This is a genomic window from Streptomyces sp. NBC_00028 (assembly GCF_045041065.1).
Classification (GTDB): domain Bacteria; phylum Actinomycetota; class Actinomycetes; order Streptomycetales; family Streptomycetaceae; genus Streptomyces.
Genome location: NZ_CP108293.1, coordinates 3611817 through 3625964, shown reverse-complemented (window position 1 = coordinate 3625964; position 14148 = coordinate 3611817). Strand labels below are relative to the sequence as shown.

The 14148-nt window shown below is 70.4% G+C and carries 12 protein-coding genes and 2 tRNA genes; 5 read left to right on the top strand and 9 right to left on the bottom strand.

The window, feature by feature from the left end; all coding sequences use genetic code 11:
• Positions 1-101 precede the first annotated feature (101 nt).
• From OG885_RS15885 to OG885_RS15870, 4 genes are all read left to right on the top strand, one after another.
• A complete protein-coding gene (locus OG885_RS15885; protein ID WP_405742748.1) occupies positions 102-3065 on the top strand; it encodes a UPF0182 family protein in 2964 nt (987 codons plus the stop codon).
• Between the two features lie 55 nt (positions 3066-3120).
• A tRNA-Met gene (locus OG885_RS15880) sits at positions 3121-3194 on the top strand.
• Between the two features lie 218 nt (positions 3195-3412).
• On the top strand, positions 3413-5233 hold the full coding sequence (locus OG885_RS15875; RefSeq protein ID WP_405731435.1) for a sel1 repeat family protein: 1821 nt from the start codon (positions 3413-3415) through the stop codon (positions 5231-5233).
• A gap of 218 nt (positions 5234-5451) precedes the next feature.
• Positions 5452-5525: transfer RNA gene (locus OG885_RS15870), tRNA-Met, on the top strand.
• A 58-nt stretch (positions 5526-5583) separates the two neighbouring features.
• On the opposite strand, the gene OG885_RS15865 is transcribed toward OG885_RS15870, so the two are convergent.
• The 6 genes from OG885_RS15865 to hisN form a co-directional block, all read right to left on the bottom strand.
• The gene (locus OG885_RS15865) at positions 5584-6726 is read right to left on the bottom strand and encodes an ABC transporter substrate-binding protein (RefSeq protein WP_405731433.1); all 1143 of its coding nucleotides are present in this window, start codon (positions 6724-6726) and stop codon (positions 5584-5586) included.
• Positions 6723-7583 carry an ABC transporter permease gene (locus OG885_RS15860; RefSeq protein ID WP_405731431.1) on the bottom strand — a complete coding sequence of 287 codons (861 nt, stop codon included), beginning with the start codon at positions 7581-7583 and terminating at the stop codon, positions 6723-6725. The genes OG885_RS15865 and OG885_RS15860 overlap by 4 nt, the downstream gene beginning before the upstream one ends.
• A complete protein-coding gene (locus OG885_RS15855; RefSeq protein WP_405731429.1) occupies positions 7580-8347 on the bottom strand; it encodes an ABC transporter ATP-binding protein in 768 nt (255 codons plus the stop codon). The genes OG885_RS15860 and OG885_RS15855 overlap by 4 nt, the downstream gene beginning before the upstream one ends.
• 135 nt (positions 8348-8482) lie before the next feature.
• Positions 8483-8899: a Fur family transcriptional regulator gene (locus OG885_RS15850; protein ID WP_405731427.1), complete on the bottom strand. Its 417-nt coding sequence runs from the start codon at positions 8897-8899 to the stop codon at positions 8483-8485.
• A 127-nt stretch (positions 8900-9026) separates the two neighbouring features.
• A complete protein-coding gene (locus tag OG885_RS15845) occupies positions 9027-9425 on the bottom strand; it encodes a cyclic nucleotide-binding/CBS domain-containing protein (RefSeq protein WP_405731425.1) in 399 nt (132 codons plus the stop codon).
• Positions 9426-9597: 172 nt separating this feature from the next.
• Complete coding sequence (gene hisN / locus OG885_RS15840; RefSeq protein WP_405731423.1) at positions 9598-10398, bottom strand: histidinol-phosphatase; 801 nt, start codon at positions 10396-10398, stop codon at positions 9598-9600.
• A 275-nt stretch (positions 10399-10673) separates the two neighbouring features.
• On the opposite strand from hisN, the gene OG885_RS15835 reads away from it, so the two are divergent.
• A complete protein-coding gene (locus OG885_RS15835; RefSeq protein WP_405731421.1) occupies positions 10674-11282 on the top strand; it encodes a TetR/AcrR family transcriptional regulator in 609 nt (202 codons plus the stop codon).
• Positions 11283-11292: 10 nt separating this feature from the next.
• Here OG885_RS15835 and OG885_RS15830 read toward each other — a convergent pair whose 3' ends face one another.
• The 3 genes from OG885_RS15830 to aroA all read right to left on the bottom strand — a co-directional run bounded on the left by OG885_RS15830 (position 11293) and on the right by aroA (position 14051).
• Positions 11293-11616: a multidrug efflux SMR transporter gene (locus OG885_RS15830; protein ID WP_059192440.1), complete on the bottom strand. Its 324-nt coding sequence runs from the start codon at positions 11614-11616 to the stop codon at positions 11293-11295.
• An 86-nt stretch (positions 11617-11702) separates the two neighbouring features.
• Positions 11703-12713, bottom strand: coding sequence for a ribosome small subunit-dependent GTPase A (gene rsgA, locus OG885_RS15825; protein ID WP_405731418.1), 1011 nt, complete (start codon positions 12711-12713; stop codon positions 11703-11705).
• Between the two features lie 12 nt (positions 12714-12725).
• Entirely contained in the window at positions 12726-14051 is a 1326-nt protein-coding gene (gene aroA / locus OG885_RS15820) for a 3-phosphoshikimate 1-carboxyvinyltransferase (protein WP_405731416.1), read from the bottom strand.
• Between the last annotated feature and the right edge of the window lie 97 nt (positions 14052-14148).

The following is a 14148-nucleotide window of genomic DNA, read 5'->3' as shown; positions in this document are numbered from 1 at the left end:
ATAGGTGAGGGCCTACGATCACGTGGCCCACGGACGGCCCGTGAAAGCGCGGGCCTGACGGACCAACAGCGAACTTCGAGGTGCGCACCTTGGCTTTCCAGATGCCGGACCGCGGCGGAGGCCCCACGGGGCCGCGGATGAGAGTGGGCCGCCCGTCCCGGCGTGTCCGGACCCTGCTCATGACGCTGGGCGTCCTTGCCGTACTCGGCATGGCGTTCACCATGTTCGCCGGGTTCTGGACCGACTGGCTCTGGTATCGGTCGGTGAAGTACTCGTCCGTGTTCACGACCACCCTGTGGACCAAGATCGGGCTGTTCTTCGTCTTCGGCCTGCTGATGGCCCTGGCGGTCGGCTTCAACATCTGGCTGGCGCACCGGCTGCGGCCGCCGCTGAGCGCGATGTCGATGGAGCAGCAGAACCTCGACCGCTACCGCATGGGCATCGCGCCGTACAAGAAGTGGCTGCTGCTCGGGATCACCGCGCTGGTCGGTCTCATCGCGGGTGCCTCGGCGTCGAGCCAGTGGCGGACCTGGCTGATGTGGGTCAACGGCGTGTCCTTCCACCAGAAGGACCCGCAGTTCAAGCTCGACATCTCCTTCTACACCTTCGACCTGCCCTGGTACCGGTTCCTGCTCGGCTTCGGCTTCGCCGCCGCGATCCTGTCCGTGATCGCCGCCGCGCTGACCCACTACCTGTACGGCGGTCTGCGGATCACCTCCCCGGGCGCGCGCGCCACGGCCGCCGCGACCGGGCATCTGTCGGTGCTGCTCGGCATCTTCGTCGCCCTGAAGGCGGTGGCGTACTGGCTCGACCGGTACGGCCTCGCGGTCAAGTCCAGCGACTTCAAGGCGACCGACAACTGGACCGGCCTCAGGTACGTCGACGCGAACGCGTATCTGCCGGCCAAGACGATCCTGTTCTGCATCGCCGTCATCTGCGCCCTGCTGTTCTTCGCCACCCTGTGGCGGCGCACCTGGCAGCTGCCGGTCATCGGGTTCGGCCTGATGGTGCTCTCCGCGATCCTCATCGGCGGTCTGTACCCGGCGATCGTCCAGAAGTTCCAGGTCCAGCCGAACGAGCAGGCCAAGGAAGCGCCGTACGTCGAGAAGAACCTCAAGGCGACGCGTGAGGCGTACGGCATCGACGACGCCCAGGTCACCGAGTACGACGGCACGTCCACCACCTCGGACAAGACCAAGCTGCGCGACGACGTCGACAGCACGGCCAGCATCCGCGTGATGGACCCGAACATCGTCTCGCCGACGTTCCAGCAGCTTCAGCAGATGCGGAACTACTACGCGTTCCCGACCAACCTGGACGTCGACCGCTACAGCAAGGACGGCAAGGACCAGGACACGGTCATCGGTCTGCGTGAGCTGAACCTCAACGGCATTCCGAAGAACAACTGGATCAACGACCACTTCCGCTACACCCATGGCTACGGCGTGGTCGCCGCCAAGGGCACCGCCGCCGACTCCGAGGGCCGCCCGGTCTTCACCGAGTCCGACCTGCCCTCACAGGGCGACCTCGGCACGTACCAGCAGCGGGTCTACTACGGCGAGAAGACCACCGAGTACTCGATCGTCGGCGGTCCCCAGAAGGAGATCGACTACTCCGACGACAACGGCGAGAAGACCTTCAGCTACACCGGCGACAGCGGGGTCAACCTCTCCAACCCGATCAACCGGGCCGCGTACGCGGTGGCGTTCAGCGAGCCGCAGATCCTCTACTCCGGTGCGATCGGCGAGGGTTCGCGGATTCTGTACAACCGCACGCCCAAGGAGCGCGTCGAGGCGGTGGCGCCCTGGCTGACCATCGACGGTGACGCCTACCCGGCGGTCGTGGACGGCAAGATCCAGTGGATCGTCGACGCGTACACGACGACGAACGGCTACCCGTACTCGTCCCGTACGACCCTCGGTGACACCACGGCCGACTCGCTGACCGCGACGAACAACTCGCGCGCGGTGGTGGCCCAGCAGAACCAGGTCAACTACATCCGCAACTCGGTGAAGGCGACCGTCGACGCGTACACCGGTCAGGTCAAGCTCTACCAGTGGGACACCCAGGACCCGGTCCTCAAGACCTGGATGAAGGCGTTCCCGGGCACCGTGAAGGACAAGAGCGAGATCTCGCAGTCGCTCATGGACCATCTCCGGTACCCGCAGGACCTGTTCAAGGTCCAGCGCGAGCTGCTCAGCCGCTACCACGTGAAGGACGCCACGACGTTCCTGTCCGGCTCCGAGGTGTGGCAGGTGCCGGACGACCCGACCAACACCTCGGGCGACGCGGTGCCGCCGTACTACCTGAGCATGAAGATGCCCGACCAGTCGTCGCAGGCGTTCTCGCTGACGACGACGTTCACGCCCAACGGCCGGGACAACCTCAGCGCGTTCATGTCGGTCGACGCCGAGGCGGGCACCGGTGGGTACGGCAAGATCAGAATCCTGAAACTGCCGACGAACACCACCGTTCAAGGTCCCAAACAGGTACAGAGCCAGTTCAACTCCGAACAGGAGATCGCCGAGACCATCAGCCTCCTCAACAGAGGCGATTCCAAGGTGGAGTACGGCAACCTGCTGACGGTGCCGCTCGACGGGGGACTGCTCTACGTGGAGCCGGTCTACGTACGCGGTGGTGGACTGAAGTACCCGCTGTTGCGGAAGGTGTTGGTGACCTACGGAGGCAACACCGCCTTCGAGGACACCCTCGGCGAGGCCCTCAACAAGGTCTTCGGCGCGGAGGGCGACACCACCACGCCACCGGAGGACGACGGCGGGGACACCACGACGAAGCCACCGACGTCCGACAACCCGACGGTCCAACAGGCGCTGGACGACGCCCAGAAGGCCTTCGAGGACGGCCAGGAAGCCCTGAAGAAGGGCGACTGGGAGGCGTACGGCGTGGCGCAGAAGGACCTGGAGGACGCGCTCCAGCGGGCCGAGGAGGCGCAGTCCAAGCAGGACAAGACCACGCCGAAGCCCGGCGCGAGCCCCAGCGCCAGCCCGAGTTCCAAGCCGAGTTCCAAACCGAGCGCCAGCCCGAGCAGTAGTCCCAGCGGCTGATCAGCTGTTGATCGAATGACCGTCCCCGCGCCGTGATACGGTTGCTTCACAACGGCGCGGGGTGGAGCAGCTCGGTAGCTCGCTGGGCTCATAACCCAGAGGTCGCAGGTTCAAATCCTGTCCCCGCTACTGAAAACGAAGGCCCGGATCCTGATCAAGGATCCGGGCCTTCGTGATGTGCGAACGGTCTACGAACGCGTGTGCCGCAAGGAGGGATGGACGTGCCGCCGTGGGGAGTTGGGGGAACTGTGTTTGACTTGTCTCTCTGTGGGCATGTCGACAAAACGCTGAAGTGACCTCACTGGCTGCGGTATACCAGGTGTACCCAGGTTGCAGGTGGTGCGACGATGGATGTTATGGGGGACAAGGCAACTCTGTACGAGACAGGGCGATTTGCGCAGCCCTCCGATCGCGACGGGGCGGTGGAGGGCGCCGAGGAAGCTGCCGAGGAAGTGCGTCGGCGCCTCGCCGCGGAAGCCGGCGACGTCGAGGCGATGAGCGTCCTCGGGGCCATGCTGCTGCGCCGCGGTGATCTCGACGGAGCCGAGCCCCAGTTGCGTGCCGCCACGGCCGCGGGCGACCGGGCCGCGGCCAACAACCTGGGTGTCCTTCTCCACCAGCGTGGTTACGCCGACGAGGCGGCCGGATGGTGGCGGATCGCCGCCGTCGCCGGCTCCGCCGCCGCCGCGCACGCCCTCGGCCGCCATCACCGCGAGCGGGGCGACGAGCCCGCCGCCCAGTACTGGCTCCAGCAGTCCGCCGAGCAGGGCCACGCGCTCGGCGCGTACGCCCTCGCCGACCTGCTGGAGCACCGCGGGGACGCCGGGGCCGGCCAGTGGATGCGCGCCGCGGCCGAACGCGGGCACCGCGAGGCGGCGTACCGCCTCGCGCGCGCCCTTGATCGACAGGCGTCGAGCGCGGACGACGACGGGGCTGACAACGGTGTCTCATCGGCGGAGGCCGAGAACTGGTACCGGCAGGCCGCCGCGCGCGGACACCAGCGGGCCGCGCTGCACCTCGGCGCGATCCTGGAGAAGCGCGGCGAGCTCAAGGAGGCCGGGCGCTGGTACCTGACCTCCGCCAAGGACGGCGAGGCCCGGGCCGCCTGTGCGCTCGGGTTCCTGCTGCGTGACGCCGGGGACACCGAGAGCGCCGCCGTGTGGTGGCTGCGGGCCGCGCAGGACGGTGACGGCAACGCCGCCAACGCGCTGGGCGCGCTGCACGCCGAGCGGGGCGAGACCCAGACCGCGGAGCGCTGGTACCGGGCCGCGATGGACGCCGGTGACGTGAACGGCGCGTACAACCTCGGGCTGCTCTGCGCCGAGCAGGGGCGGACCGCCCAGGCCGAGCAGTGGTACCGGCGGGCCGCGTACGCCGGGCACCGCGAGGCGGCGAACGCGCTGGCGATCCTGCTGCTCCAGGTCGGGGACGCGACCGGGGCCGAGCCGTGGTTCTCCAAGGCGGCCGAGGCCGGGAGCGTGGACGCCGCGTTCAACCTCGGGATCCTCTTCGCCGGACGGGGCACCGCCGAGGACGACGTCGTCGCGCTGCGCTGGTACGAGCGGGCCGCCGCCGCCGGGCACACCGAGGCCGCGCTCCAGGTCGGCATCGCCCGGCTGCGGGACGGCGACGAGCCGGAGGCCGAGCGGCATCTGCGATGCGCCGCGGGAGGCGGCAGCGCGGAGGCGGCGTACCGCCTGGCCACCGTGCTGGACGCCAGACGGCCGCCCGCGCCCGCGCACGAGCTCGGCGAGTCCGTGCACCTGTCCAAGACCGAGTGCGAGGAGTGGTACGAGCGCGCTGCCTCTCAGGGGCATCGGCGGGCGCAGGTGCGGGTGGGCATGCTCGCGGCGGCTCGCGGCGACGTCGTGGAGGCGGCTCGGTGGTACCGGGAGGCGGCGGAGGCGGGGTCGCGGAACGGCGCCTTCAACCTGGGGCTGCTGCTGGCGCGCGAGGGGAGTGAGCCGGAGGCCGCCGTGTGGTGGACACGGGCCGCTGACGCGGGGCACGGGCGGGCGGCGTTGCGGTTGGCCCTGGTCTACGCGCGTCGGGGGGAGCTGGCGGAGGGGCAGCGCTGGGCGGACCGGGCGGTGTCGCTGGGACCGGCGGAGGTTTCGGAGCGGGCGACGCGGTTGCGGGACGCGCTGCGGGAGGAGCTGTCGGCGTGACGGTGGGGTGGGGCCGTTTGCCGGGTGCGGCTGGGTGGGGGCTGGGGTGGTCGGGGTTTCGCTGCCCGCGCTGGCGGGGTGCCTCCCCCAGAGGGGGGACCCCCAGCGCCCACCCGTGCCGCCCCAGCGGCACGACTGCCCGCAGCCGGGTAGGAATGGGGCGTGCGGGTATTGATTTGCCTCTGCTCTTGTCCTTGACGTAGTGTTCAGTTCATCGACGCGGGGTGGAGCAGCTCGGTAGCTCGCTGGGCTCATAACCCAGAGGTCGCAGGTTCAAATCCTGTCCCCGCTACTGAAGGCCGAGGGCCGGAATCCGAAAGGGTTCCGGCCCTCGGTGTGTTCCGGTGGGTTCAGGGGGCCTGGCCCACGGCCTCCTCGTAGAAGGAGCGGTCCACCGTCCTGGTCTCGGGCAGGGCCGCCCCTTCCGTCACGCCCTGCGCCTTGTACGCCGCCTGGAGGCGGTCCGTCGTGCCCTTGCGGATCTCCCAGTCCATGCGGAGGGGCGGGGTGGCGGCCAGGATCGCCTTGTCGGTCTTCAGGAGCTTCGCCAGATAGGTGACGAAGGTCTCGTCGTGTTTATAGTCCGTGGCGAAGTACGAGTTCACCGTGCGGATGTACGCCCGCAGCAAGGCCACGCCCGCGTCCACGTCGTCCTGGAGCAGGCTGCGGCCGTACAGCATGCCGCCCAGGGGCTCACCCGCGGGCTGGCCGCCCAGGAAGGCGTAGCCCGGCTCGCCGTCGACCTTGCGCCACACCGGGTCGAGGAGCCAGGCGGAGTCGACGCCGCCGTTCTGAAGGGCGGTGAGGACGTCGGCGGAGCCGAGCTGCTGGTAGGTGATCTTGTCGAGGGCGCCACCGTGCCGCTCCAGGGCCTTCTCCATGGGGTACGCGATGACGGAGCCCTTGCCGATCATGGTGCCGAGCTTGCGGCCGGCCATGGACACGTCGTTCGCCGTCTCGCCGTCCTTCAGCCGCACCCACAGGCCGCTCTTCGACTCCGGGTCGGGTGAGAAGTTCCCGGCGACCCACCGGATGTCGAAGCCGCCCCGGATGCCGTTCATCACGGCCGCCTCGGGCGCCGCCCAGACTGCGTCGACGTCACCCTTGGCGAGGAGGGGCAGCGCGTCGGGGGTGGGGAGGACCTTCAGGGTGACGTCCAGCCCCTCTTTCTTGAACTCGCCCTTGTCCAGGGCTACTTGGAGGGGTGCTACATACTCCGCACTCAGCGTGCCCGTCGCGATCGTCAGCTTGCGTCGCTCGGTGAGGGGCCGCGCGGGCGGGGCGCCCTGCTGGCAGCGGGCCGGTTCCCGGGTCGGGGAGAGGTCGGCGGGGTCCGTCAGGGCCGTGTCGCCGCAGCCCTCCACCGGGCTGATCGTGCGGTGGCCCGCCCTGGTCCCGGGCCGGGTGTCCGAGTCGTACGGCGATCCGCCACAGGCCGATGCCGTCAGGAGTACGGCCGTCGCGGCGGCCAGCGCGCAGACGTGCTTCCTCATGACTGCCCCCGGCCCCGGTCCCGCGGTGCCCACGGCGTGAGCAACCGGCCCACCACCCGCACCAGTTCGGAGAAGACGACGCCGAGCACGGCCACGCACACGATGCCGACGAACATCACGTCGTTCTGGAACAGGGCACGTGAGTCGAAGATCAGATGGCCGAGGCCGTTCGTCGCGGCGATCTGCTCCGAGGCGACGATCACCAGGACCGCCACGCCCGCCGCGATCCGCGCCCCGACCAGGACGGCGGGGAGGGAGGCGGGGAGCAGGACATGGCGGAACATCTGCCAGGGAGAGGCGCCGAAGACCTGGCCGGCGTCGCGGTGGCCGGAGGGGATCGCCATGACCGCGGACATCGTCGAGATCCAGACGAAGAAGAAGACGGTCGTCGCCACCAGGGCCACCTGAGGGCCCTCGCCCAGGCCGAACATGTTCAGGAAGATCGGGAGCAGGGCGAGTTTCGGGACCACGTACAGGGCGTCCAGGAGCGGTTCCAGGGCTGCTCGGAGCAGGGAGAGGGAACCCATCAGGAGGCCCAGCAGACAGCCCGCCGCCGTGCCCAGCGCGTAGCCGGCGAGGACGCGTTTCACAGTGGCCCACACGTCCGGCCACAGGTCGCCCACCGCCGCCCGGTCCCAGCCGTCCGCGAAGATCGTGGACGGTGCCGGGTAGACGCGGGCGTCGATCCAGGACCGGGTGGCGGCCAGTTGCCACAGGAGGATCAGGAGCAGGGGGACGGCGACCGCGAGGGACAGTTCAACGGCCCTTCGGCGGCGGTGGGTTCGTACGGGATGCAGTTCCCGCGGGCCCGGGGCGCGGACCAGCACCGACTCCCGGTCGGGCGCGAGCGTCGTCATGCCGGTATCGCCTCCTTGCGCAGCAGGTCCCACAACTCGCTCTTCAGGGACGTGAATTCGGGGGTGTCGCGGATGTCGCCGGTGCGGGGGCGGGGGAACGGCGGGCGGTGCTCGGCGATGACGCGGCCCGGGCGGGCGGACATCACCAGCACCCGGTCGCCGAGGACGATCGCCTCCTCCAGGCTGTGCGTGATGAAGAGGGTGGTCGTGCGCAGCGCTTGGGTCAGCTCCAGCAGCTCGTCCTGGAGGATCACGCGGAGCTGGGCGTCCAGCGCGGCGAACGGCTCGTCCATCAGGAGGAGTTCGGGCTCCACCGCGAGCGCCCTGGCGATCGCCACGCGCTGGCGCATGCCGCCCGACAGCGCGGCCGGGTAGGCGTCGGCGAAGTCGGCCAGGCCCAGCCGGGCCAGCCAGGAGTCGACGCGGGCGTTCGCCTCGCCGCGCGGGACACGCTGGATGTCGAGGCCGAAGCGGACGTTGGCGCGGACCGTCTTCCAGTCGTAGATGCCGTAGTCCTGGAAGATCATGGCGGCAGGGTGGCGGCTGGTGGTGCGGATCTCCAGGCGGCCCGTGCTCGGGCGCAGCAGGCCTGCCGTGATGCGCAGCAGGGTGGACTTGCCGCAGCCCGACGGGCCGACGACACAGACGAACTCGCCGGCGGTCATGGAGAGGTCCAGCGGGCCGAGGGCGGCCACCGCGCCCGGGCCCCGGCCGAAGGTTCGGGTCAGGTCATGTGCGTGGAGTTTCGGATACGGCTCTCCCACGGGGTCTCCTCGCGGAGGTGCGGAACGGACTGGTGGGTGCCGTAGACCATATGACGGTCCGTCAGATCCGGGAAGCCTGTGGGCAGCACGAAGCCCCGGTACCGCGGAGGGCGCCGGGGCTTTGTGCGTGCTCGCTTACGCCGCCGCGCAGTTCGGGCAGATGCCGCGGTACGTCACCTCGACGTCCGAGACCTTGAAGCCGAAGCGCTCGGAGTCGGGGAGGTCCGCCAGCGGGTTGCCGCCGGGGTGGACGTCCTTGATCGCGCCGCACTGGGCGCAGACCAGGTGGTGGTGCGGACGGTGCGCGTTGGGGTCGTACCGCTTGGCGCGCTTGTCGGTGGCGACCTCGAGGACCTCGCCGAGCGAGACCAGCTCGCCCAGCGTGTTGTAGACGGTGGCGCGGGAGATCTCGGGCAGCTTCGCGACAGCCCGTGAGTGGACCTCGTCGGCCGTCAGGTGGACGTGATCGCCGTCGAGGACCTCGGCCACGACGCGCCGCTGCGCGGTCATCCGCCATCCACGTCCGCGAAGTCGTTCCAGAAGGTCACTCATAGGCGCCAGCCTAACAGAAGGGGACCAGGTCGCGAATGAGTTTGACTTTGGACTTTGTCTAAATTGGCGGGCGCGATGGGTGCGATGGGCTCGCCGGGTTCGATGGGTTCGATGGGTTCGGTGGGTTTCAGTGGGAGAGGGTCATCTGCTGTCGCGCGGGCGCCCAGCAGCGGATGATGTCGCGCACCGAGACGATCCCGATGGGCTCGCCCCGGTCCAGGACGATGAGGTGGCGGAAGCCGCCGTGGGCCATCGTCCGCGCCGCCTCCTCCAGGGTCCAGGACGGCGCCGCGAAGACGACGTCGGTGGTGGTGTGGGCGTGGCTGGGTTCGCTGTCCGGGTTCTGGCCCAGGCCCACGGCGTTGAGGATGTCGCGTTCGGTGAGGATGCCGATGCCGGTGCCGTCGGGGTCGAGGACCACGGCCGCGCCGACGTGACGGGCGGACATCAGGGCGGCTGCCTGGCGGAGGGTGTGGGTCGGGCCGATGGTGAGGACGACGGTGCTCATGGCGTCGCGAACGAGCATGGGTGCGGAGTCACCTCCTGAGGAATCGCTGACTTAGTTCAGCGATTCACAAGTTCACAAATGAGGGTCTCCCCAGAGTCGCAGGTAAAGCGAGGGTCAACAAGGGGGCGCGTGCGGCCAATTGAGGGCGCACGCGCTCATCTGCGCTTTTCGGTGAAGAGGTGGGGAACGATCAGTACCGCTCGTTCAGATACCCCAGCAGCTCGTCGTGGAGGAGCCCGTTCGAGGCGGCCGCGTTGCCGCTGTGCGGGCCGGGGCGGCCGTCGAGGCCGGTGAAGCTGCCGCCGGCCTCGGTGACGATGATCGAGTTGGCGGCCATGTCCCAGAGCGAGAGCTCCGGTTCGGCGCAGATGTCGACCGCGCCCTCGGCGACCAGCATGTAGGGCCAGAAGTCGCCGTACGCGCGCGTGCGCCACACCTCGCGGGTCAGGTCGAGGAAGCCGCCCAGGCGGCCCTGGTCCTCCCAGCCGGAGAGGGAGGAGTAGGAGAAGGAGGCGTCGGAGAGCTTGGAGACCTGGGAGACGCGCAGTCGGGAGGCCGAGGAGAGGCTGCGGCCCGTGAAGGCGCCGTGGCCCTTCGCGGCCCACCAGCGGCGGCCCAGGGCGGGGGCGGAGACCACGCCGACGACGGGCTGGTAGCCGCCTTCGCCCGCCTCCATCAGGGAGATGAGGGTGGCCCAGACGGGGACGCCGCGGACGTAGTTCTTGGTGCCGTCGATCGGGTCGACGACCCAGCGGCGGGGGCCGGTGCCCTGGAGGCCGTACTCCTCGCCCAGGACCGCGTCGCGCGGGCGGGCGCGCTGGAGCTGGGTGCGGATCAGGTCCTCCGCTGCCTTGTCCGCCTCGCTCACCGGCGTCATGTCCGGCTTCGTCTCGACCTTGAGGTCGAGGGCCTTGAAGCGGTCCATGGTGGCCGCGTCGGCCGCGTCGGCGAGGACGTGGGCGAAGCGGAGGTCGTCGAGGTAGTCCGGCATGCGACGAACGGTATCTGCCGGGTGCGGTACGGGGCTACAGGGGCCGGAGTGTGGACAGTGTGCGCGGAGTGGACGGAACCTGGCGGACCGGCGGCCTCCGCTCCCCGCGGGCTCGGCGGACCGGAGGCCGTCGCCCACCTGCGGAGCCCGGTGGAGCGGCGGGTGTGCGGCGGCGTACGGCGGATCAGGGGCGCCCCCTCGTGCCCTCGCGAACCCTTGACAGTGCCATCACGCGCGTCAAATCTGGGCGCAGAGCCGCTCGCCCCTAGGAGGCGATGATGCCTGCAGCGAGGGAGTCCCTGCTCGACGCCGCGTACACGGCGCTCGCGCGCCGGCCGTGGTCCGCGGTGCGGATGGTGGACGTCGCCGCGGCGGCCGGGGTGTCCCGGCAGACGCTGTACAACGAGTTCGGGAGCAAGGAAGGGCTGGCCCGCGCGCTCGTCAGAAGGGAGGCCGACGGGTATCTCGCCGGCGTCGAACGCGCGCTCGCCACCCACGCCGACGCCCGTGACCGGCTCACCGCCACCGCCGAGTGGACGGCCGGCACGGCCCGCGAGAACGCGCTCGTACGGGCCATGCTCACCGGCTGCTGGAACGAGCGCCTGCCCGCGCCGACGCTCTCCGCGGTCCCGTCCTCCTCCGCGGTGCCGGCCCAGCGCCGGGCCGACGGTCCGCTGCCCTCGCCCGGCGACTTCGTGGCGCTGGTGCGCGACCGTGCCGTGGCGGCACTGGGCGGGCCCGGCGCGGCCAAGCAGGACACGGCCGAGCTGGCCCGCTCCTGCGAACTCGTCGTACGGCTCGCACTCTCCTGTGTGTCGGCCCCGCCGGGGGAGGGCGGCGTCACGGATCTCGTGCGTGCCGCGCTGTATCGGCAGCCGGTCTAGCGAGCGGCGTTCAGTGCGCCGAGCCCGACAGCTGGAGGCCGATCACGCCGACGATGACGAAGCTGATCGAGACGAGCTTCAGGGTCGAGACCAGGTCGCCGAGGAAGATCATCCCGTAGATCGCCGTCCCGGCCGCGCCGATGCCCGTCCACACCGCGTACGCCGGGCCCACGTCGAGCTTCCTCAGCGACAGGGTCAGCAGACCGAAGCTGCCCAGGGCGAAGATGCAGAAGGCGACCGTGGGCCAGAGCCGGGTGAAGCCGTGGGAGAGCTTGAGACACACGGCGAATCCGGTTTCCAGCAACCCGGCCACCACTACCAGCAGCCACGCCATGTGCTGTCCTCCCGTTGGTCCGGCTCGGTCCGGCTCGGTGCGATTATGCACTTACCGGACTCGCGGGCCCACAAACAACGCGGAGGTCAGTCGCCTTCCTTCCGCTCCCGGGTGGCCAGCAGCCGACGCAGCGAGTAGAGGCGGGCGGGATCCGCGTGGCCGTCCGCCACCCACTGGTCGAGCGCGCAGTCCGGCTCGTCATGACTGCACGCGCGCGGACAGCCCTCGGTTCCCGGTTCCAGGTCCGGGAACGCGTGGATCACCCGGGACGGGTCCACGTGGTGCAGGCCGAACGACCGGACGCCCGGAGTGTCGATCACCCAGCCGTCGTCGCCGTCCAGGGGAAGCGCCAGCGCCGAGGTCGTGGTGTGCCGGCCGCGGCCCGTCACCGCGTTCACATGGCCGGTCTGGCGCCGCCGCTCCACCGGGACCAGGGCGTTGACCAGGGTCGTCTTGCCGACGCCCGAGTGGCCGACGAACGCCGTGATCTTGCCGTCGAGCTGCTCGCGCACCCGGCCCGCCGCGTCGCCGTTCTCCAGCTCCTCGCGGCTGGTGACGACGTAGGGGATGTCGAGGTCGCCGTACAGCTCAAGCAGCTTGTCCGCCGGGGCGAGGTCCGACTTCGTCAGGACCAGGAGCGGTTCCAGGCCGCCGTCGTACGCCGCGACCAGGCAGCGGTCGATCAGGCGGGGGCGGGGCTCGGGGTCGGCGAGGGCGGTGACGATGGCGAGCTGGTCGGCGTTGGCGACGACCACCCGCTCGTAGGGATCGTCGTCGTCCGCCGTGCGGCGCAGCACCGAGGTGCGCGGCTCGATGCGGACGATCCGGGCCAGGGTGTCCTTCTGACCGGAGAGATCGCCGACGATGGCGACCCGGTCACCGACGATCGCCGCCTTGCGGCCCAGTTCGCGGGCCTTCATGGCCATCACGACCCGGTCCTCGACCAGACAGGTCAGCCGGCCCCGGTCCACGGTGAGGACCATGCCCTCGACCGCTTCCTCGTGCTTCGGGCGGATGTTCGTACGCGGCCGGTTGCCCTTGCGGTTGGGGCGGGAGCGGATGTCGTCCTCGTCGGTGTGCTTGCCGTAGCGACGCATGGCGGTGTGTCCCTACGCCCCGTCGCTCCCGAGCATCCCGGTCCACAGGTCGGGGAAGTCCGGCAGTGTCTTCGCGGTCGTCGCCACGTTCTCGATCTGTACGCCCTCGACCGCGAGGCCGATGATCGCGCCGGCCGTCGCCATGCGGTGGTCCTCGTAGGTGTGGAAGATCCCGCCGTGCAACCGGCGCGGGCGGATGTGCAGACCGTCGGCGGTCTCGGTCACGTCACCGCCGAGTTCGTTGATCTCCTTGGTGAGTGCGGCCAGCCGGTCCGTCTCGTGCAGCCGCAGGTGAGCCACCCCGCGCAGCGTCGAGGGGGAGTCGGCGAGGGCGGCGACCGCCGCGATACCGGGGGTCAGTTCGCCGACCTCGCTCAGGTCCACGTCAATGCCGTGGATCGCACCCGAACCGGTGAACACCAGCCCGTACTCGGTGAGTTCGCAGGAACCACCCATCTCGGTGAAGATCTCCCGCAGCTTGTCACCGGGCTGCGTGGTCCGGGCCGGCCAGTCCGGGACGACGACCTTGCCGCCGGTCACCAGGGCAGCGGCCAGGAACGGCTGGGCGTTGGAGAGGTCGGGCTCGATGGTGAGGTCCCGGCCGAGCAGCGCGCCCGGCGTCACCCGCCACACGTTCGGCTCGCCACCCGACTCCGGGGTGTCCACCTGGGCACCGACCGCGCGCAGCATGTCGACGGTCATCCGGATGTGGGGCATGGAGGGCAGCGTGGCGCCGACGTGGCGCACCTCCACGCCCTGGTTGAAGCGGGGGCCGGAGAGCAGGAGGGCGCTCACGAACTGGGACGAGCTCGACGCGTCGATCTCCACCGGGCCGCCGTCCAGCGCGCCGCCGCCGTGGACCGTCAGCGGCAGTGCGCCACGGCCGTCGTCGTCGATACGGGCGCCGAGGACACGGAGGGCGTCGATCACGCCGTTCAGGGGGCGCTCGTACGACCTCGGGTCACCGTCGAAACGGATGGGGCCGTCGGCGAGGGCGGCGACGGGCGGGAGGAAGCGCATGACGGTGCCTGCGTTGCCGACGTTGACGGTGGCCGGGCCACGGAGGCCGGCCGGCAGCACGCGCCAGGTCTCGCCGGTGCCGTCGGGGCCCACGCCCTCCTCGATGCCCACGCCCATCTCGCGGAGCGCGGCGGCCATGAGGAGGGTGTCGCGGGAGCGGAGGGGGCGGCGCAGCCAGCCGGGTTCCGAGGCGAGGGATGCGAGGACCAGGGCGCGGTTGGTGACGGACTTCGACCCCGGGACGTGGACTGTCGCGTCGACGGCTCCGCTTGCATAGGGGGCGGGCCAGAGGGCGGTTTCTGAGGGGTTCAAAGCCATGAGGTCCACTTTAGTGGTGGGCGGTCTTTCGGGTGCGCCGCCGTTGTGGCTGGTCGCGCCCACGCGGCGGTAGCCGCAAATGAACACAGCCCCGCGC

Coding starts and splice junctions, on each gene's coding strand:
- OG885_RS15885 (WP_405742748.1), top strand. CDS start 102: ATGCCGGACCGCGGCGGAGGCCCCACGGGGCCGCGGATGAGAGTGGGC.
- OG885_RS15875 (WP_405731435.1), top strand. CDS start 3,413: ATGGATGTTATGGGGGACAAGGCAACTCTGTACGAGACAGGGCGATTT.
- OG885_RS15865 (WP_405731433.1), bottom strand. CDS start 6,726: ATGAGGAAGCACGTCTGCGCGCTGGCCGCCGCGACGGCCGTACTCCTG.
- OG885_RS15860 (WP_405731431.1), bottom strand. CDS start 7,583: ATGACGACGCTCGCGCCCGACCGGGAGTCGGTGCTGGTCCGCGCCCCG.
- OG885_RS15850 (WP_405731427.1), bottom strand. CDS start 8,899: ATGAGTGACCTTCTGGAACGACTTCGCGGACGTGGATGGCGGATGACC.
- OG885_RS15845 (WP_405731425.1), bottom strand. CDS start 9,425: ATGCTCGTTCGCGACGCCATGAGCACCGTCGTCCTCACCATCGGCCCG.
- hisN (WP_405731423.1), bottom strand. CDS start 10,398: ATGCCGGACTACCTCGACGACCTCCGCTTCGCCCACGTCCTCGCCGAC.
- OG885_RS15835 (WP_405731421.1), top strand. CDS start 10,674: ATGATGCCTGCAGCGAGGGAGTCCCTGCTCGACGCCGCGTACACGGCG.
- OG885_RS15830 (WP_059192440.1), bottom strand. CDS start 11,616: ATGGCGTGGCTGCTGGTAGTGGTGGCCGGGTTGCTGGAAACCGGATTC.
- rsgA (WP_405731418.1), bottom strand. CDS start 12,713: ATGCGTCGCTACGGCAAGCACACCGACGAGGACGACATCCGCTCCCGC.
- aroA (WP_405731416.1), bottom strand. CDS start 14,051: ATGGCTTTGAACCCCTCAGAAACCGCCCTCTGGCCCGCCCCCTATGCA.